The organism is Streptomyces cinereospinus, assembly GCF_042430725.1.
GTDB lineage: Bacteria > Actinomycetota > Actinomycetes > Streptomycetales > Streptomycetaceae > Streptomyces > Streptomyces cinereospinus.
Genome location: NZ_JBHMCY010000017.1, coordinates 78,849 through 95,475, shown reverse-complemented (window position 1 = coordinate 95,475; position 16,627 = coordinate 78,849). Strand labels below are relative to the sequence as shown.

The 16,627-nt window shown below is 73.0% G+C and carries 17 protein-coding genes and 1 riboswitch; of the genes, 1 reads left to right on the top strand and 16 read right to left on the bottom strand.

The features are described 5' to 3' along the window. Window positions 1–56 precede the first annotated feature (56 nt). Window positions 57–1,055 (bottom strand): M23 family metallopeptidase, encoded by a 999-nt coding sequence (locus ACFF45_RS11830; RefSeq protein WP_381345484.1) that lies wholly within the window; start codon window positions 1,053–1,055, stop codon window positions 57–59. Between the two features lie 4 nt (window positions 1,056–1,059). After that, window positions 1,060–1,225, bottom strand: a riboswitch (cyclic di-AMP (ydaO/yuaA leader). Between the two features lie 553 nt (window positions 1,226–1,778). Between ACFF45_RS11830 and ACFF45_RS11825 the strand changes: the two genes are divergently transcribed. After that, window positions 1,779–2,576, top strand: coding sequence for a tyrosine-protein phosphatase (locus ACFF45_RS11825; RefSeq protein WP_381345481.1), 798 nt, complete (start codon window positions 1,779–1,781; stop codon window positions 2,574–2,576). A 31-nt stretch (window positions 2,577–2,607) separates the two neighbouring features. Here the strand turns inward: ACFF45_RS11825 and ACFF45_RS11820 are convergent, their stop codons facing one another. The 15 genes from ACFF45_RS11820 to ACFF45_RS11750 all read right to left on the bottom strand — a co-directional run bounded on the left by ACFF45_RS11820 (window position 2,608) and on the right by ACFF45_RS11750 (window position 16,626). Then, the gene (locus ACFF45_RS11820) at window positions 2,608–2,727 is read right to left on the bottom strand and encodes a DUF6126 family protein (protein WP_381345479.1); all 120 of its coding nucleotides are present in this window, start codon (window positions 2,725–2,727) and stop codon (window positions 2,608–2,610) included. Then, entirely contained in the window at window positions 2,724–3,347 is a 624-nt protein-coding gene (locus ACFF45_RS11815; RefSeq protein ID WP_381345477.1) for a helix-turn-helix domain-containing protein, read from the bottom strand. The genes ACFF45_RS11820 and ACFF45_RS11815 overlap by 4 nt, the downstream gene beginning before the upstream one ends. Window positions 3,348–3,424: 77 nt before the next feature. Continuing rightward, a complete protein-coding gene (locus ACFF45_RS11810; protein ID WP_381345475.1) occupies window positions 3,425–4,852 on the bottom strand; it encodes an aspartate aminotransferase family protein in 1,428 nt (475 codons plus the stop codon). Next, a complete protein-coding gene (locus ACFF45_RS11805) occupies window positions 4,849–5,043 on the bottom strand; it encodes a hypothetical protein (protein ID WP_381345474.1) in 195 nt (64 codons plus the stop codon). The genes ACFF45_RS11810 and ACFF45_RS11805 overlap by 4 nt, the downstream gene beginning before the upstream one ends. Window positions 5,044–5,085: 42 nt before the next feature. Beyond that, window positions 5,086–6,108, bottom strand: coding sequence for an adenosyl-hopene transferase HpnH (gene hpnH, locus ACFF45_RS11800; RefSeq protein ID WP_381345472.1), 1,023 nt, complete (start codon window positions 6,106–6,108; stop codon window positions 5,086–5,088). 5 nt (window positions 6,109–6,113) lie between these two features. Beyond that, complete coding sequence (locus tag ACFF45_RS11795; protein WP_381345470.1) at window positions 6,114–6,755, bottom strand: phosphorylase family protein; 642 nt, start codon at window positions 6,753–6,755, stop codon at window positions 6,114–6,116. Next, window positions 6,752–8,935 carry a squalene--hopene cyclase gene (shc, locus tag ACFF45_RS11790; protein WP_381345468.1) on the bottom strand — a complete coding sequence of 728 codons (2,184 nt, stop codon included), beginning with the start codon at window positions 8,933–8,935 and terminating at the stop codon, window positions 6,752–6,754. The genes ACFF45_RS11795 and shc overlap by 4 nt, the downstream gene beginning before the upstream one ends. Window positions 8,936–9,054: 119 nt before the next feature. Beyond that, complete coding sequence (locus ACFF45_RS11785) at window positions 9,055–10,119, bottom strand: polyprenyl synthetase family protein (protein WP_381345533.1); 1,065 nt, start codon at window positions 10,117–10,119, stop codon at window positions 9,055–9,057. Window positions 10,120–10,187: 68 nt separating this feature from the next. Next, complete coding sequence (gene hpnE, locus ACFF45_RS11780; protein WP_381345467.1) at window positions 10,188–11,588, bottom strand: hydroxysqualene dehydroxylase HpnE; 1,401 nt, start codon at window positions 11,586–11,588, stop codon at window positions 10,188–10,190. Then, the gene (locus ACFF45_RS11775) at window positions 11,585–11,722 is read right to left on the bottom strand and encodes a DUF6380 family protein (RefSeq protein ID WP_381345465.1); all 138 of its coding nucleotides are present in this window, start codon (window positions 11,720–11,722) and stop codon (window positions 11,585–11,587) included. The genes hpnE and ACFF45_RS11775 overlap by 4 nt, the downstream gene beginning before the upstream one ends. Continuing rightward, window positions 11,722–12,672 carry a presqualene diphosphate synthase HpnD gene (gene hpnD, locus ACFF45_RS11770; protein ID WP_381345463.1) on the bottom strand — a complete coding sequence of 317 codons (951 nt, stop codon included), beginning with the start codon at window positions 12,670–12,672 and terminating at the stop codon, window positions 11,722–11,724. Before hpnD ends, ACFF45_RS11775 begins: the two co-directional genes overlap by 1 nt. Next, window positions 12,669–13,601: a squalene synthase HpnC gene (gene hpnC / locus ACFF45_RS11765; RefSeq protein WP_381345461.1), complete on the bottom strand. Its 933-nt coding sequence runs from the start codon at window positions 13,599–13,601 to the stop codon at window positions 12,669–12,671. Before hpnC ends, hpnD begins: the two co-directional genes overlap by 4 nt. A 351-nt stretch (window positions 13,602–13,952) precedes the next feature. Then, a complete protein-coding gene (locus ACFF45_RS11760; protein WP_381345459.1) occupies window positions 13,953–14,732 on the bottom strand; it encodes an ABC transporter ATP-binding protein in 780 nt (259 codons plus the stop codon). Next, window positions 14,725–15,654, bottom strand: coding sequence for an ABC transporter permease (locus ACFF45_RS11755; RefSeq protein ID WP_381345457.1), 930 nt, complete (start codon window positions 15,652–15,654; stop codon window positions 14,725–14,727). Before ACFF45_RS11755 ends, ACFF45_RS11760 begins: the two co-directional genes overlap by 8 nt. Window positions 15,655–15,753: 99 nt before the next feature. Then, on the bottom strand, window positions 15,754–16,626 hold the full coding sequence (locus ACFF45_RS11750) for a glycosyltransferase family 2 protein (RefSeq protein ID WP_381345531.1): 873 nt from the start codon (window positions 16,624–16,626) through the stop codon (window positions 15,754–15,756). Window position 16,627 lies beyond the last annotated feature (1 nt).

Sequence of the window (16,627 nt, the reverse complement as noted above, 5' to 3'; positions counted from 1 at the left end):
AAGGCCGGCCCCGGGGATCGGGGACCGGCCTTCGGCGGTGCGTGCGGTGCGGTGGGTCAGCCGACGGAGACGCCCTTGGAGCGGAGGTAGGCGACCGGGTCGACGTCCGAGCCGTAGTCCGGCGTGGTGCGGATCTCGAAGTGCAGGTGCGGGCCGGTCGAGTTGCCGGTCGAACCCGACAGGCCGACCTGCTGGCCCGCGGTCACGCTCTGGCCGCTGGAGACGGAGAGCGCGGACAGGTGGGCGTACTGCGCGTAGTAGCCGTCGGCGAGCCTGACGACGACCTGGTTGCCGTACGCGCCGGCCCAGCCCGCGGAGACGACCGTGCCCGCGCCGACGGCCTTCAGCGGGGTGCCGCTGGGGGCGGCGAAGTCGACGCCGGTGTGGTAGCCGCTGGACCACATGCTGCCCGCGACGCGGTAGGCGGTGCCGACGCCGGCGCCCTCCACGGGGGCGGAGAAGCCGGTGGCGGCGGCCTGGGCGCCGGTCGCGGCCGGGGAGGAGCCGGCCTGCTGAGCGGCGGATTCGTCCGTGGGCTTCGAGGACTGCCGCGTCGCCGACGACTCGGCCGGGGAGGACGGGGCGGACGACGAGGAGGAAGAGGAAGAAGGGGATGAAGCGGACGAGCGCTTGTCATCGCTCGCCGCGGCCTTCTGGCCGAGGGTGAGCCTCAGGCCGGGGTGGATGAGCGACGGGTCGTCACCGACCACCTCCCGGTTGTCCTCGTACAGCCGCTGCCAGCCACCGCTGACGTGCTGCTCCTCGGCGATCTTCGCGAGGTAGTCGCCGGCCCTCACCGCGTACGTCCGTACGTCCGTCCCGGCGGCGGACGCCGACGCGGCGGCGGCCTGCCGGACGGCCGTCCGCTCGGCCGGGGCCGACCGGACGGCCTGGTCCGCGGCGGACTGGGGGGTGGCGGACTGGGGGGTGGCGGCGTGGGCGCCGGCGGCCCCCATCAGCGGCAGGGCGAGTGCGGCGCCACCGGTTCCGGCGGCGGCGATGGAACGGGTGAAGCGCTGGGTCTTCGGACGGCGGTGCTTACCCTTCGCGGGCATGGCGAATTCCTCTCCGGCGCCTGCGAGGTGAGCTGTCGGGTGCGGACTGGAGATGCCCGGCCGCGTCGGGACGCGGCTTTACCCCGAGCCGTTCCGGAGACCGGAACAGGCGTTTCTACCTGTGGGTCCCCCGCTCCTGCCGAACACGGGTGAGTTAGCGCGGGCACCGGGCGGCGGCAGGATTCGGCGTCCGTCCGGATCGGTGTGGAACGTAAGCGACCGCGACGCGGCGGGACAAGCGACGAGTTCCGCCGCAACGCCGTTTTCGTGATCCGTTCACCGGAATCCCGGTCACACTCCGTGCATTGCGGCAGGGGTGTTTCTCCTGAATACCCTTGATGAGCATGTGAATTACGTGAACATGCCGAGCCACGCTCGGTCACGGATATGACGCTGCTCACGTGACCCTGCCCCAGGTGGCCTTACATCAGACAGAGTTGGAGCAAATAGCCCAATTCGGACAGGCGGCCCAGATATGACACTTGCGAATAACAGCCACGCCGAGACCGTCTCGCCTCTCCACTCACGGCCCACGGCGCGGCGACGCGCCCCCCTGCGGCGATTTGCCCCTATTCGCACCGTTCACTCGACGGGCATGTGCCTGCCCGAACTCCCCCGCGACCGCCTGTGGACCACACAGGATGGCGGCATCTCGTGCCGTATCGTGCAGGTGGACGTGCCCGTCGACGAGCCGCGCCGACGGGGCCGAGGGAGGGAGCCCCCGTGACGCAGCAGGTGCCGTCGACCGAGCCCGAACTGGCCGGAGTGCGCAACTTCCGTGACGTGGGCGGACTGCCGACCGTGGACGGGCGCCGGGTGCGGCACGGAGTGCTGTACCGCAGCGGCCACCTCGCGCACGCCACCGCCGAGGACGCCGCGTTCCTGGCCTCGCTGGGCCTGCACACGGTCTTCGACTTCCGCAACGCCGCGGACCAGAAGCTGGAGGGCCCGGACATCGGGCTGCCGGGCGTGCGCAACGTCAACCTGCCGCTGACCGACCCGGCGGACGGCGCCGAGTTCTGGAAGATGGTCCGGGAGGGCGACGTGGAGCACCTGCGCGGGATCCTCGCCGACGGCAGGGCCGCCGGCCGGATGATCACCTCGTACCGCGCGATCATCAAGGAGCGCACCGCCGAGCACTCCCAGGTGCTGCACGCGCTCGCCGAGGACAGCGTCCCGGCGCTGATGCACTGTGCGGCGGGCAAGGACCGCGCCGGGCTGTCGATCGCGGTCACGCTGCTCGCGCTGGGTGTGGAGCGGGAGGCGATCCTCGCCGACTACCTGGAGTCCAACGCCAAGCACCGCCGCTACCAGGTGCACCGCAGCGGCAGCTCCGCCTCCGCCCACTCCCCCGAGGTCATGGAACTGCTCAGCCCGCTCTTCGACGCGCGTGCCGAGTATCTGACGGCGGCGCTGGAGACCGTCGAGGAGACCTGGGGCGGCGTCGACGCCTACCTGGAGCAGGGGCTGCGCCTCGCCCCCGAGACCCGGGAGCGGCTGCGCGGGCGCCTGCTCGACTGACCCCCGCCCGGGCCCCCGCCCGCTGACCCGGCTACTTGGCCCCCGTCTCGAACAGCAGGTAGAGGAACGCCGCGAAGAGGTGCCCCGCGACGACGTAGACCAACAACCGGACCCAGATGGCCCGGGGAAGCTTCTGCTCGATGTCGCTCATGGGGTGTCTCCCGTGGTGGGGCCGAGGCACAGCGCGGCCGTGGGGCTCTGCAGCAGGGTGTGGACGAACAGGAGGTCGACCCCGCCCGGGTCCTGGGCGGCGATGCGGTGCGGGGTCAGCGAGTCGAAGTGGGCGCTGTCGCCCGGGTCGAGCCGGTGGCCGGCGTCCCCCAGGCGCAGCCGCAGCCGTCCCTTGAGGACGTACAGCCACTCCTCACCGGGGTGCACGCGCACGATGTCGCCCTGCGAGCCGTGCGGCACGTGCACCCGCAGCGCCTGCATGCCGCGCGCGGACGCGCCGGCCTGCCAGTACGTCCAGCCGCCCGCGCCGGTCGGCTCCATCTCGGCGGCGCGCACGACGGCGTCCCGGTCGGCGACCGTCTCGCCGAGCAGCTCCGACACGGTCGTACCGTAGACCCGGGCGAGCGCCAGCAGCATCGGCAGCGAGGGCTGGCGCCGGCCGGTCTCCAGCCGGGACAGATGGGCGGGCGACAGCCCGGCGGCACGGGCGGCGGCCTCCAGCGTGAGGGACGCCCGGCGGCGCAGGTCACGCAGGTGCGGGGCGACCGCCGGCAGCGGGCCGGCCGGCTCGCTGCCGGGCCCGGGGGCGGAGGGGTTCATGCCCCCATTCAGCCCGGCTCTTGCCCGTGAGGCAAGTTTCTTGCCTCAGAGGCAAAGCCCCGCCGTCCGCCGGCCGGTCAGCGGTTGGCCACCGCCTGCTTCACCAGCGTCTTCCCGAAGTCCCACACCAGCCCGCCGCCGCTGTGCGCGTCGTCCATCACGGCCGTGAAGGCGTCCACGAACCGGTCCACCTCCCGCTCCCCGATGATCAGCGGCGGAATCAGTTTGATCACCTCCAGGTGGTCGCCGGAGACCTGGGTGAGGATCCGGTGCCGCTGCAGCAGCGGAACGACGACCATCTGGGCGAAGAGCCCCTTGCGGGCGGCCTGCAGCACGGCCCAGCGGCTGCGCAGCTTCAGCGACCGGGGCCGCCCGAACTCGATACCGATCATCAGTCCCCGGCCGCGCACGTCCGCGAGCATCTCGTAGGTGTCCGTCAGCGCGGCGAGCCGGGACCGCAGCAGCTCGCCGGTGGCCCGGGCGCGCGCGACGACCCGCTCGTCCTCCATGACGGACAGCACCGCCAGACCGGCCGCCATGGCCTGGGCGTTGGACCCGAAACTGGCCGAGTGGACCAGCACCCGGTCCATGGACGAGTAGACCTTCTTGAAGATCCAGTCCTTGCCCAGCGTGGCGCCCACCGGCACATAGCCGCCGGAGAGCGCCTTGGCCACGCAGACCAGGTCCGGCTCGACGCCGTCCTCGTGCTGGTAGGCGTAGAAGTCGCCGGTGCGGCCCAGGCCGGTCTGCACCTCGTCCGCGATGAGCAGCGCCCCGTGCCGGTGCAGCAGCTCCTGCGCGGCGCGCAGATAGCCGGGCGGCGCCTCGTGCACGCCCTTGCCCTGGATCGGCTCCACGATCAGCGCGGCGACGTCGCCTCCGGCCAGCTCCCGCGTCAGGGCGTCGAGGTCGCCCAGCGGTACGGCCGTGTCGGGCAGCAGCGGGGCGAAGCCGTCCCGGAAGCCCGCCTCGCCGTTCACGGACAGCGAGCCGGTGGTCAGGCCGTGGAAGGCGTGCGCGCAGTACAGGACCCTGGGCCTGCCGGTGGCGAACCGGGCGAACTTCAGCGCCGTCTCCACGGCCTCCGTACCGCTGTTGCCGAAGAAGACCCGGTCCAGGTGCGGGCTGTGCGCGAGCAGCCGCTCGGCCAGCAGTCCGGGCAGCGGCTGGCAGTCGAACCGGGTCAGGTCGGCGAGCCCGGCGTCCAGGACGTCGTGCAGCGCCTTGCGCACCACGGGGTGGTGGCGGCCCAGGCCCATCACCCCGAACCCGGCGAGCATGTCCAGGTACTCGTTGCCGTCCGCGTCCCAGAAGCGGGCGCCCTCGGCCCGCTCGTAGACCTTGTCGAAGCCGATGGTGTGCAGCATGCGCGGCAACTGGGGGTTCAGGTAGCGGGCGTGCAGCGCGTAGCGTTCGGCCCCGCGGCCGGCGAGCAGCGCGCCGAGGTCGAACTCCCCGCCGGGCGCCGGCTCGGCGGGCTGGGACGCGGATTCCGCGGTGGTCATGGACGGGCCTCCTCGGACGGCGCGGACAGCGATTCCCCGGCGACGGCGTCCTTCGCGGACTGTCCCGGTACGACGGTCTGTGCGGCCGGCCCGTGCGGTACGGCCGCCCCGGCGCCGGACGCGTCGCCGACCTGCGCCGCGGACGGCGCCTTCAGGTGACGTGGTGCCCGGACCTGCTCCGTGTGCGTCACGCTCGGCCCCCTCTCGGTTGCGTGCCCCGCGTCAGTTCACCGTCACTGCCGGTTCCCGGAGACCGTCTCGCGCAGGGCGCGCAGCGACTCCTTCAGCGACCCCATGGTGGCGAGGACGGCGGTGGGCTCGTAGCCGCAGTGCGCCATGCAGTTGGCGCAGCGCGGATCCTTGCCGCGGCCGTACTTGTCCCAGTCGGTCTCCTCGACCAGTTCGCGGTACGTGGGCACGTACCCGTCGCTCATCAGGTAGCAGGGGCGCTGCCAGCCGAACAGGGAGTAGTTGGGGATCGCCCACGCGGTGCACGGGAAGTCGACCCTGCCCTCCAGGAAGTCCAGGAAGAGCGGGGAGTGGTTGAGCCGCCAGCGGCGCCGGTTGCCGCCCGCGAAGGCCTTCTTGAACAGTTCGCGGGTCTGTTCCACGCCCAGGAAGTGCTCCTGGTCGGGCGCCTTCTCGTAGGCGTAGGCGGGCGAGATCATCATCTCGTCCACCTGGAGGTCGTCGTTGAGGTAGTTGAGTACCTCGATGACGGTCTGCGGCGTGTCGGTGTTGAAGAAGGTGGAATTGGTGGTGACTCTGAAGCCGCGCCGCTTGGCCTCCTTGATCGCCGCCACCGCCTCGTCGAACACCCCCTCCTTCGCGACCGACTCGTCGTGCCGCTCGCGCAGGCCGTCGATGTGCACGGCGAAGGCGAAGTAGGGGGAGGGCGTGAACCTGTCCATCTTCCTGCGCAGCAACAGGGCGTTGGTGCACAGGAAGACGTACTTCCGCCGGGCCACCAACTGCCGGACGATCTCGTCGATCTGAGGGTGCATCAGCGGCTCGCCGCCCGCGATCGACACCATCGGCGCACCGGACTCCAGCACCGCTCCGACCGCCTGCGCGACCGGCATGCGCTGCTTCAGCACCCCGGCCGGGTGCTGGATCTTGCCGCACCCCTCGCACGTGAGGTTGCAGGCGAACAACGGCTCCAGCTCGACGATGAGCGGGAACTTGTCGCGTCTGCGGAACTTCTGCTCAGCCAAGTACGTAGCGACCTTGACGGACTGGCGCAGCGGCATGGCCATCGGGCTCACCTCCTGGGGAGCAGCACATTACGGTGCCATTCGAAGAACACTGGAAGAAGGGAACGAAGGACGCGGAAGGCGGATATTCCACCGCGCACCGTGCTGATACGGACGAGTTCGTGTTCTGGAGCGTCCACGACCACCCGGACGGCCGCAACCGGGCGTGTTCCCGCACGCCCGGCGCTCAGGAGCGTCGCGGCCGACTCCATGTCGACCGCGATCGCGCCGGTGGCCAGCAGGCCGGCCCGCTCCTGGCCCCGTACGACGTGGTCGGAGCCGGTGACCGGGCCGGTGTGCACGGTGCGGCCGGGCACCGCACGCGTGAGCTCCCTGACGAGCGGGCCGGTGCCGGCGCAGGCGGTGGTGCCGCGCGGGTCCCGGGTCTCCGCGGCGACGACCAGGTCGCCGGGGTGCATGCCGGGGGCCAGCCCCGCGCAGAAGCCGGTGGCGAGCACGGCGGCGCCGGCGAGCGCCGGGTCGGCCAGCGCCCGCGCGACGGAACGCTCGGCGGCGCCGGGCCCCATCCCCGTGCGCAGCACGGCCACCGGCCCGTGGGCACCCTCGCGCTCCCCCAGCCGCAGCGCCAGGCGCTCGATGCCGAGCGCACAGGCGATCAGCAGCGGCGCCGGAGCGGAGGGGGTGCTCATCCGCTGCCCTTGGCCTCGGCGGCCGGCCGCCGGCCGACCGGCCCGGCCTGCGCGGCCGGCGCCACCTCGGCGGCCTCCGCGGCCCCCGTGATCTCCTCGATGTCCGCGCCCTCAACGATCTCAGCGATCTCCGCGATCTCGACGGCCTCCGCGACCTCGACGATCTCCGCCACCTCCGCGACCGTCGGCGCCGGTTCCCCGGCCTGCGCGAAGGGCTCGCCGTGCACGTACCGCCCCAGCGCCGTGAGCGGGAAGACCTGCCGGTAGAGGTGGTAGTTGATCGAGAAGTCCCACGGGAAGCCCGTGCCCGTGAAGTACGGCTCGTCCCAGGAGCCGTCCTCCCGCTGGGTCGCGGCCAGCCACGCGACACCGCGTTCCACCGCCCGGGAGTTGCGCTCCCCCGCCGCCAGCAGCGCCATCAGCGCCCACGCGGTCTGCGAGGCGGTCGAGGCGCCCTGGCCGCTCCACCGCGCTTCGTCCCGGTAGGAGCGCAGGTCCTCGCCCCAGCCGCCGTCGTCGTTCTGCACGCTCTCCAGCCAGGCCACCGCCCGCCGGATCGCCGGGTGCGCGCCGGGGAACCCGGCGGCGGCCAGCGCGGGCACCACCGACCCCGTGCCGTACACGTAGTTGACGCCCCAGCGCCCGAACCACGAGCCGTCCGGCTCCTGTCGGTCGAGCAGCCAGGCGATGCCGCGCCGGGTGCGCGGGTCGTGCGCGAGGCCCTCCACCGCGAGCATCTCCACGACGTGCGCGGTGACGTCCGCGGACGGCGGGTCGATGACCTCGCCGAAGTCGCAGAACGGCAGCCGGTTGGGGAACGGGCTGGTGTTGTCGACGTCGAAGGCGCCCCACGCGCCGTCCTTCGACTGCATGCCGAGGTTCCAGCGCACCCCGCGCGCGATGGCCTTCTCCACCCGCTCCGGGTCGTGGTGCCGCACCCTGCGCAGCGCGAGGACGACCTCGGCGGTGTCGTCGACGTCGGGGTAGTTGTCGTTGTGGAACTCGAACGCCCAGCCGCCCGGCGGGAGATGGGGGCGGCGTACGGACCAGTCGCCGGGCCGCACGACCTGCTCCCCGAGCATCCAGTCGGCCGCCTTCACCAGCTGCGGATGGTCGGCGGGGACCCCGGCGTCGGCGAGCGCGATGGTCGCCAGGCAGGTGTCCCACACCGGCGACTGGCAGGCCTCGATCATCCGGGCCCCGTCCTCGCGCCAGACCGCGTACCGGTCGAGGGACCGCAGCCCCTCACGCATCACCGGGTGCTGGAGGTCGTAGCCGAGCAGGTGGAGGGCGATGAGCGAGTACACGGCCGGCGGCTGGATGCCGCCCCAGCAGCCGTCGTTCTCCTGCCGTTCGACGATCCAGCGCGCGGCCGTCCGCATCGCCGCCCGGCGCAGCCTCTTCGGCACGATCCTGCGCAGGGCGTGCAGGGCCCTGTCCAGCCGCTGGAAGGCGCCGTCCCAGCTCACCGCGGGGGCGGGCGGGCGCACCGGGTTGGGGTCGGCCGGATCGGTGTGCAGCTCGTCCAGCGGGAACGGCGCGGGCCGCACCGGGCGCGTGGCGGAGACGATGCTCAGCGGGACGATCGTCTGCCGGGCCCAGCAGCCGAAGTCGTAGATGTTGAGCGGGACCCACTTGGGGAAGAAGATGAGCTCGGGCGGCAGTTCGGGCAGGTCCTCCCACTTCCACCAGCCGAACAGGGCGAGCCAGATCCGGGTGAAGACCCGGGCCGCCGCGATGCCGCCGCGGGCGCGGATCCACTCCGCCGCCCTCGCCATGTGCGGCGCCTCCGGCGCGTCGCCGGCCAGCCGCAGGGCGACGTAGGCCTCGATGGTGGCGGAGAGGTCGCCCGGGCCGTCGTGGAACGTGGCCCAGGTGCCGTCCGGGCGCTGCTCGCCGCGGACGAAGAGGGCGGCGGCGGCGGTCGTGGCCTCGTCCCGGATGCCCAGGAACTGGCGGAGCAGCAGGTCTTCGGCGTCCATGGTGACGTTGGTCTCCAGGTCGCCCTTCCACCAGCCCTCGGCGTCCTGCCGGGCGAGCAGGAAGTCGGTGGCGCGGCGGACTGCGCGCTGGGCGGCTTCCTGGACCCCGGCCGCCGGCGGGGTGGTGCTGTCTGTTTCGCTGGCCGCGGCAGCGCGGGGCGGTACGGCCCCGGTGCTTCCGTCGGTCGTCGCTGTCATGGCTTCCCCTTCGTGCAGTGCTGCAAGCGGTGCGTCTGCTGTGGGTCCGCCGTCGGCCGGTGCGCGTCCTGGCGCGGCACCGGCCGGCGACTACGCGAGGGCTATTCGACCGATAGTGATCATCTCTTTCGTACGACGACGAAGTCGGCGAGCGCCACGAACTGCCGCCGGACCGGGTCGGGCATCTCGACGGCGTTCAGGGCCTCGATGGCGACGGTGTGCTGGCGGCGTGCCTCTTCGGCGGTCCACTCGCGGCCGCCGGCCTCCTCGATCAGGGCGGCGCGGGCCGCGAACTCCTCCTCGGAGAAGTGCTCCACGTCGCTGTTCTTGGCGTCGGCGGCGAGCAGTTCGCCGAGCCGCTCGGAGGCGCTGCCCCCGGCCGCGAGGGCGGCCACCACCGGCAGCGACTTCTTGCGCTGGCGCAGGTCGCTCCAGGTCTGCTTGCCGGTGGCGACCGGGTCGCCCCAGATGCCGAGGAGGTCGTCCACGGCCTGGAAGGCCAGGCCGAGGTGGTAGCCGTACTTCTCCAGGGTGTCGGCGGTGCGGTCGTCCGCGCCGCCGAGCACGGCGCCGATGGAGCTGGCGCAGGCCAGCAGGGCGCCGGTCTTGTTGCCCTCCATCTCCAGGCACTCCCCGACGCTGACGCGGTCGCGGTGCTCGTAGGAGATGTCCTGGGCCTGGCCGTCGATCAGGGCGCGGCTGGCGGTGGTCAGCCGGCGGGTGGCGCGGCCGGCCTCGACGGTGCCCAGTTCCAGCAGGACCTCGTTGGCCAGCGCGAACAGGGCGTCGCCGACCAGGATGGCCTGGGCGGGGCCGTGCACCTTCCAGACGGTGTCGCGGTGCCGGCGCTGCTCGTCGCCGTCCATCAGGTCATCGTGCAGCAGGGAGAAGTTGTGGACCAGTTCGACGGCGACCGCGCCGGGCACGCCGGCCTCCGGCGCGGCTCCGGTGACCTCGGCGGACAGCACGGCGAGGGCGGGGCGCACGGCCTTGCCGCCGTCGCCGTCGGCGGGGTTGCCGGCGGCGTCGATCCAGCCGAAGTGGTACGCGGCGACCGTGTCCATGGGAGGCGCGAGGCGGTCGACGGCCGCCCGCAGCACCGGTGTGGCCAGGGTCCGGCCGCGCTCCAGGAGCGCGGCCACGTCCACCGCGGTCTCTCGAGCGGCCTTCGAGGCCGGGGGCACAGTGGACACAGTCTCTCCTCTTGTTGCGGTGCCGGAGGTGCGGGGCCCCGCCGCGCGCTGCTCGGTCCTCACGCCGCCTCCTCGACGTCGAAGAGATGGCGGGGGCGGGGCCGGCCCAGGGCACGCAACGCGGCGTCCGCCGCGCCGATGCCGCTGCGGACCGCACTCTCCATGGTCGCGGGCCACCCGGTGGCGGTCCACGCTCCGGCCAGGTACAGGCCGGACGCCTTGGTGCGGGCGCCGGGCCGCAGCCGTCCGACGCCGGGAGCGGGAGCGAAGGTCGCGGTGCGCTCCCTGGTCACGAAGAAGTCCCGCACCCCGGCCCCGCGGGTCCGCGGCAGCAGGCGCTCCAGCTCGGGCAGGTACCGCCCGCGCAGTACGGCCACGGGCGCGTCGATCTCGTCCTGGGCGGCCGACTGGGACAGCGCGAGGTACTGGCCGGTGCGCAGCCCCGACGCCTCGGTGCGGTCGAACACCCACTGCACGGGCGTGCCGAGGGCGGTGAGGAAGGGCACGTCGACGACCGCGCGGTCGTAGACGACGTGGATGTTGAGGATGGGGGCGGTGCCGATGCGCAGCAGCCGCCCGGGGTCGTCGAGGGCGCCCTGCGGCAGCAGGTCGTGGGCCTCGCGCTGGGGTACGGCGAGCACGACCGCGTCCGTGTCGACGACCTCGCCGGGCACCTGGACCCGCCAACGGCCGTCGTCGGTGCGGGAGAGGGAGGCGACGCGGGTACGGACCCTGGTGCGCACGCCGGCGGAGTCGAGCGCCCCGCGGGCCAGCCGGTCGTGCAGGTCGCCCAGCGGGACGCGCGCCCAGCCGATGTCGGCCGCGCCCGGCTCGGACAGCAGGCCGGTTTTGAACACCGTCGCGGCGAGCCCCAGGGAGGCGTCGCCCGCGACCGCGTTGAGGGTGGCGACCCCGACCAGGTCCCACAGGGCCTCGACGGCGCGGCGCGACTGGCCGTGCGCGGTCAGCCAGCTGCCGAAGTCCTGGGCGTCCAGCGCCGGATCGGCCGGGTCGAGCCCTTTCAGCGCGAGCGCGGCCCGGCCCACCCTGGCGCGCTCGGCGAGCGAGAGGTGCGGATACGTCGCGAGGCTGCGGCCCAGGTGCAGGGGGACCGGCAGCGGGTCGCGCCGCAGCCTGCCGAGCCGCCGGCCGGCGGGCCTGGCGACGTCGACGACGGGCACGTCGAGGCGGTCCTGGAGCGGGGCCAGCGCCGCGCCGCCGATCCGGTCCAGGAACCAGCGGTAGGCGGTGCAGCAGCGCAGGTAGACGTGCTGGCCGTTGTCGACGGTCAGGTCGCCGCGCCGGAAGGAGAAGGCCAGACCGCCCAGCCTCGGCCGGCCTTCGAGCAGGGTGACGCGCACCCCGGCGTCGGCGAGCGCGAGCGCGGCGGTGACTCCGGCGAGCCCTCCGCCGACCACCACCGCGTCCCGCGCGGGCCCGGACCGCATGCCGTCGGTCATCGTGCGCCCTCCCCCGCGCGCCCGCCGGGACGTGCCGCCGTACCCGGGCGGGCCGTCACCGTCGGGGACGCGCACCGGCCGCGGAGGGTTGCCCACCGCTCGCCGCCGGCCCCGCCCTGCGCCACGGTGTCCATCAGGCGCGCCTCCTGACGGACCGCCGGGTGATGTGCCGGGTGTCCAGGCCGGACAGGCCGCGCACGGCGACGTAGGCCTTCTCGCGGCCGGGCAGCGAGACCCGGCCGCGCAGCACGGCCTCGGGGTCGCGCTCGATGCGGTCCAGGAGGCGGCGGTAGATGCCGGCCATGGCGGCGACGCAGGCGCCGCTGCGCCGGTCGAGCATGGGCAGCAGCTGGTAACCCTCCGCGAACAGGGCGCGGGCCCGGCGCACCTCGAAGTGGACCAGGCCCACGAAGTCGGAGCCCGCCGGCGGCACCGGCCCGTCGAACCCGGCGGAACAGCCGAACTTGGCCAGGTCGTCGGCGGGCAGATAGGTGCGTCCGCCCTCGGCGTCCTCGCGGACGTCCCGCAGGATGTTGGTGAGCTGGAGTGCGAGCCCGAGCGTGTCGGCGTATTCCGGCGCGCGCTCGACGCCGCGCGCCCCCGGTTCCGTGCCGAACACGCCGAGCGAGAGCCGGCCGATGGCGCCTGCCACGCAGCGGCAGTAGGCCTTCAGGTCGTCCCAGGTCTCGTACGCCTCGCCGCGGACGTCCATCAGGACCCCGTCGATCAGCTCGTCCAGACCGCCGAGCGGGATCGGGAAGTGCCGGGCGGCGTGGGCGAGCGCGACGCCGACCGGGTCGGTGTCGTCCTCGCCGACCGCGTCCCGGCGGATCCGGTCGAGCAGCGCCCGGGTGTCCTCCAGGCGGGCGTACTTCACCTCGCCGGTGAGCGCGCCGTCGCCGATGTCGTCGACCCGCCGGGAGAAGGCGTACAGCGCCGACATCGCGCGGCGCTTGGGCGTCGGCAGCAGCCGGATGCCGTAGGCGAAGTTACGGGCCTGCTGTCCGGTGACGGCCTCGCAGTAGCTGTAGGCGGCGAGTACCGGTGCGGACACGTGCGGCGCGGACTCCACGGTCCCGGTCACCCCTCTCCTCGCAGGATCACGCCCACCTCACGCAGCAGCCGGAGCTTGCCGGGCGCGGGCGGGCCGGGAAGTACGTCGTAGTCGGCGGCGGCGATCGCCCGGACGGCCGCCCTTCCGCCCGCCACGAACCCCGCGAGCAACAGCCTCAGCCTGCCGTGCACGCTGCCCACCAGGGGCGCGCCCTCGTCCAGCAGGTCGCGGGCGCGCTGCGCCTCGTACGCGATCAGCGCGCGCACCGACGCGCCCGCGGTCGGCGCGGCGAGGTCCGCCTCCCGGACGTGGAACCGCCGCATGTCCTCGGCGGGCAGGTAGACGCGGTCGCGGCCGAGGTCCTCGGCGACGTCCTGGAGGTGTTCGACGATCTGCAGGGCCGTGCAGATCGCGTCCGAGCGGCGGATCCGCTCGGGGGTGGAGGTACCGGTGACGGCGAGGACGAGCCGGCCGACGGGGTTCGCGGACAGCTCGCAGTAGGCGAGGAGGTCGCCGTAGGTCTCGTACCGCTGGACGGACTGGTCCTGGCGGTTGGCGGCGATCAGGCCGAGGAACGGCTCGGGGGTGAGCGAGCGGCGCCGGACGGTCGGCTGCAGGCGACGCAGCAGCGGGTGGCGCGGGGTGGAGTCGAAGACGCGGCGCAGATCGGCCTCGAAGGCGTCCAGCAGGGCGAGCCGGTCCTCGGCCCGTTCGGGCGGCACGCCGAGCAGGCGGGCGTCGGCACCGCCGGGGGCGAGGTCGCCGTCGCCGATGTCGTCCACGAGGCGGGCGAACCCGTAGACGGCCGTCAGGTCGGCGCGCCAGGCCCGGGGCAGGAAGAAGGGGGCCACCGGGAAGTTCTCGGCGGTGGCCTTGTCGAGCGTCGCGCGCTCGGGGTCGTCCGTGCGCGGCGGGGCGGTTCCCGTCACCGCTCGCTGCCCGGGGCGGGGACGGCACATGTCTGGCGGAGCTGGGAGGTTTCCGTAGCCATTGCCGTCATATCTCCCGTTCTACACTGCTGACGCAATACACACTATTTCGGACACGCCGCCCGGCGGTCCGGCGGCGGTCCGGGGAGCGGGTGTCGCGCATTATCGCCCTACTTGCCGCGTTTCGGCACCGGTACAGCTTACGTTGTACAACCCGGCGCGGACCGAGGGGGTGTCCAGCGCATCACAAGAACACACCGATTGACTTCAGGATTCCTGCGCCTGACCGGAGTTGACGCTTCTTTTGCGGGCCGCGCAGGCGTTCTTTGCCGACGGGCAGGGCCCCGCCGGAGCGGTTCCGGCAGGGCCCTGAACGGCCTGCTACTTGCCCGTGAACTTCTCGTACTCCTTGAGGACCTCGCCGGTGGGTCCGTCCATGCGCAGCTCGCCGCGCTCCAGCCACAGCACGCGGTCGCAGGTGTCCCGGATCGACTTGTTGTTGTGGCTGACCAGGAAGACGGTGCCGGCCTGCTTGCGCAGTTCGCGGATGCGTTCCTCGGAGCGCCTCTGGAACTTGCGGTCACCGGTGGCCAGCGCCTCGTCGATCATGAGGACGTCGTGGTCCTTGGCGGCGGCGATGGAGAAGCGCAGCCGGGCGGCCATGCCGGAGGAGTAGGTGCGCATCGGCAGGGTGATGAAGTCGCCCTTCTCGTTGATGCCGGAGAAGTCGACGATGTCCTGGTAGCGGTCCCTGACCTGCTCGCGGGACATGCCCATGGCGAGGCCGCCCAATATGACGTTGCGTTCGCCGGTCAGGTCGTTCATCAGGGCGGCGTTCACCCCGAGCAGGGAGGGCTGGCCGTCGGTGTAGACCTTGCCGCTCTCGGCGGGCAGCAGCCCGGCGATGGCGCGCAGCAGGGTCGACTTGCCGGAGCCGTTGGAGCCGATCAGGCCGATGGCCTCGCCCCGGTAGGCGGTGAAGGAGACGCCCCGCACGGCGTGCACCGTGCGCACGCCGCGCTCCTCGCGCCGCTTGAGGATGCGGCTGAGGGCGGCGGTGGCGCTGCCCTTGCCGGTCTTGGCGCCGTTGACGCGGTAGACGATGTGCAGGTCGTCCGCGATGACGGTGGGGACGCGGTCCCCGGTGGGCCGGTCAGCCACGGCCGTACCTCTCCTCCGCCTTCCAGAAGTACACGAAGCCGCCCAGGGCGAACAGCACGGCCCAGCCGCCGGCGATCGCCCAGACGTGGTCGGGGAGGTTGGCGGAGCCGTAGCCGTCGATCAGCGCGAAACGCATCAGGTCCATGTAGACCGCGGCCGGGTTCCACTGGAGCACGTTGGCGATCCAGGACGGCTTGTCGGCCAGCATGATCGGGATGGAGTACATGACGCCGGAGGCGTACATCCAGGTGCGCATCACGAACGGCATCAGCTGCGCCAGGTCCGGGGTCTTGGCGCCGGCCCGGGCCATGATCAGCGCCAGGCCGGTGTTGAAGCAGAACTGGAGCGCCAGCACCGGCAGGATCAGTACCCAGGACAGGTCCGGATAGCTGCCGAAGGCACAGGTCACGGCGAACAGCACGATCATCGAGAACAGCAGCTGCTGGAGCTGCTGGAGCGCGAAGGAGACCGGCAGCGAGGCGCGCGGGAAGTGCAGGGCGCGCACCAGGCCGAGGTTGCCGGAGATCGCGCGGACGCCCGCCATCACCGAGCTCTGCGTGAAGGTGAACACGAACACGCCGGTGACCAGGAAGGGGATGTACACCTCCCGCGGCATGCCCCGGTCGGCCTCCAGGATCACGCCGAAGACGAAGAAGTACACGGCCGCGTTCAGCAGCGGTGTGACGACCTGCCAGAGCTGGCCGAGCTTGGCCTGGCTGTACTGGGCGGTCAGCTTCGCCCGCGAGAAGGCGAGGATGAAGTGGCGCCGGTCCCAGAGCTGGCGGACGTACTCGGCGAGGGAGGGGCGGGCGCCGCTCACGGACAGCCCGTACTTCGCGGCGAGCTCCGCCGCGGACAGTCCCTCGTCGGGTGACACGGGCGCGGTCACCGCGACTGTGCCGTCGTGTGTGGTCTCACTCACTATCGAAACTTTCGTCTTCGGGATCCGCGGCCTGTGCGGGCCGGGCGACAGCCCCCGCGGCCGAGCGTTGCGCCCCGCATGCTCTCAGGGCCGAGCTTGTCAGATGACGGGAGGTCGGCCCAGTCGAGTCAGCCGCCACACCGTACGCCACTTCATGGGCCGGCGGGGACCACAGGGCGACGCCCAGCCCTCCCGGAAGCCGCCGAACCACGCCCGCAGGGCCGGCCGCGAGGGGCGGCGCAGCAGGGTGAGGGCGAGCCAGCATCCCAGGTAGACGGGGACGAGGGGGGCGGGCAGGTTGCGGCGGGCGAGCCAGACGCGGTTGCGGGCGACCATCCGGTGGTAGACCGCGTGCCGGGAGGGCGCGGTGGTCGGGTGGTACAGCACCATGTCGGACCGGTAGTCGATCAGCCAGCCCGCGTCCTGGGCCCGCCAGGCCAGGTCGGTCTCCTCGTGCGCGTAGAAGAACGCCTCGGGCAGGCCGCCGACCTCGGCGAAGACCCGGGTGCGGACCGCGTTGGCGCCGCCGAGGAAGGTGGTCACCCGCGAGGAGCGCATCGGGTCGGACGCGCGCAGCCGGGGGACGTGCCGGCGCTGGGTGACGCCGGTGTCCGGGTCGGCTATGCGGAAGCTGATGATGCCGAGCTCGGGGTCGGCCTCGAAGGCCCGGCGGCACAGCTCGGCGGTGTCCGCGCGGGCGAGCAGGCCGTCGTCGTCGAGGAAGAGCAGTATGTCGACGTCCCGGCCGCTGGGGCCGAAGGCCTCGATGCCGACGTTGCGGCCGCCGGGGATGCCGAGGTTCTCCGGCAGCTCGACGGTGCGCACCCCGGCGGGGACCTCGGGCACGGGCGAGCCGTTGCCGACGACGACCACGTCTATCGGGTCGCCGTCCTGCCGGGCGACCGACTCCAGCAGCGCGCGGAGCTCCTCGGGGCGGTTGCCCATCGTGATGACGACCGCCCCGACCCGCAGC

What these genes read in the sequence shown, in the direction of transcription:
- ACFF45_RS11830 (WP_381345484.1), bottom strand. Translation starts at nt 1,055, where the DNA reads ATGCCCGCGAAGGGTAAGCACCGCCGTCCGAAGACCCAGCGCTTCACC.
- ACFF45_RS11820 (WP_381345479.1), bottom strand. Translation starts at nt 2,727, where the DNA reads ATGAGCGACATCGAGCAGAAGCTTCCCCGGGCCATCTGGGTCCGGTTG.
- ACFF45_RS11815 (WP_381345477.1), bottom strand. Translation starts at nt 3,347, where the DNA reads ATGAACCCCTCCGCCCCCGGGCCCGGCAGCGAGCCGGCCGGCCCGCTG.
- ACFF45_RS11810 (WP_381345475.1), bottom strand. Translation starts at nt 4,852, where the DNA reads ATGACCACCGCGGAATCCGCGTCCCAGCCCGCCGAGCCGGCGCCCGGC.
- hpnH (WP_381345472.1), bottom strand. Translation starts at nt 6,108, where the DNA reads ATGGCCATGCCGCTGCGCCAGTCCGTCAAGGTCGCTACGTACTTGGCT.
- ACFF45_RS11795 (WP_381345470.1), bottom strand. Translation starts at nt 6,755, where the DNA reads ATGAGCACCCCCTCCGCTCCGGCGCCGCTGCTGATCGCCTGTGCGCTC.
- shc (WP_381345468.1), bottom strand. Translation starts at nt 8,935, where the DNA reads ATGACAGCGACGACCGACGGAAGCACCGGGGCCGTACCGCCCCGCGCT.
- hpnE (WP_381345467.1), bottom strand. Translation starts at nt 11,588, where the DNA reads ATGACCGACGGCATGCGGTCCGGGCCCGCGCGGGACGCGGTGGTGGTC.
- ACFF45_RS11775 (WP_381345465.1), bottom strand. Translation starts at nt 11,722, where the DNA reads ATGGACACCGTGGCGCAGGGCGGGGCCGGCGGCGAGCGGTGGGCAACC.
- hpnC (WP_381345461.1), bottom strand. Translation starts at nt 13,601, where the DNA reads ATGTGCCGTCCCCGCCCCGGGCAGCGAGCGGTGACGGGAACCGCCCCG.